General features: G+C 60.0%; 1 protein-coding gene. It reads left to right on the forward strand.

The window, feature by feature from the left end:
* Window positions 1-918 (forward strand): cytochrome c oxidase subunit I (locus tag WIMU1_RS25680; RefSeq protein ID WP_174548784.1); only part of this gene is annotated, 918 nt, incomplete at its 5' end.
* Window positions 919-1,121: the final 203 nt, after the last annotated feature.

The raw sequence follows: 1,121 nt of genomic DNA on the forward strand, positions 1-1,121 counted from the left end.
CCCATCTTCGGCTACAGCGGCCTGGTGTACGCGACGCTCTCCATCGCTGCGCTCTCCGTTGCCGTCTGGGCGCACCACATGTACGCCACAGGCGCCGTTCTTCTCCCGTTCTTCTCGTTCATGACCTTCCTCATCGCGGTGCCGACGGGTGTGAAGTTCTTCAACTGGATCGGGACGATGTGGAAGGGTCACATCACGTTCGAGACGCCGATGCTGTTTTCGGTGGGCTTTTTGGTGACGTTCTTGTTCGGTGGTCTGACCGGTGTGTTGCTGGCGAGCCCGCCGTTGGATTTCCACCTGTCTGACAGTTACTTCGTGGTGGCGCACTTCCATTACGTGTTGTTCGGCACGATCGTGTTCGCGACGTATGCCGGTATCTATTTCTGGTTCCCGAAGATGACTGGCCGAATGCTTGATGAGCGTTTGGGCAAGATCCACTTCTGGTTGACGATGATCGGTTTCCACACCACGTTCTTGGTGCAGCACTGGGTGGGTAACGAGGGTATGCCGCGTCGGTATGCCGATTACCTGTCCACCGATGGGTTCACCTCGTTGAACATCGTGTCGACGGTGGGTGCGTTCATTCTGGGTGCTTCGACGTTGCCGTTCTTGTGGAATGTGTTCCGTAGCTACCGGTATGGCGAGGTGGTGACGGTGGATGATCCGTGGGGCTTTGGTAACTCGTTGGAGTGGGCGACCAGTTGCCCGCCGCCGCGGCACAACTTCACCGAGCTGCCGCGGATCCGTTCGGAGCGTCCGGCGTTCGAGTTGCATTACCCGCACATGGTCGACCGGATGCGCGAAGAAGCACACGTCGGTGCAGCCCACGGTGGCACCAGCGACACCGCCGAGAAGATCCGGCGCGACCCGTTCACGGTCGGCACGCACGAGGCGTCGTCGGATCCTGATCCGAGCTGACCAGGCACAACTGAGTTCTCTCACACCGCGGCGGCACTGGGTTACCAGTGCCGCCGCGGTGTTGTGTACGAGCTTTCCGAGCCGGGCGAGGACGACGCGCTACGACAGTTCGTAGGACCGGCTCGGCTGATGAGGGTGTGAGGGTTTACGATCAGCTGAGTTTCACGTCATGCTGCCCAACACACAGATGAGCAGATCGGCCA

The organism is Williamsia muralis NBRC 105860 (assembly GCF_001598915.1).
GTDB lineage: Bacteria > Actinomycetota > Actinomycetes > Mycobacteriales > Mycobacteriaceae > Williamsia > Williamsia muralis.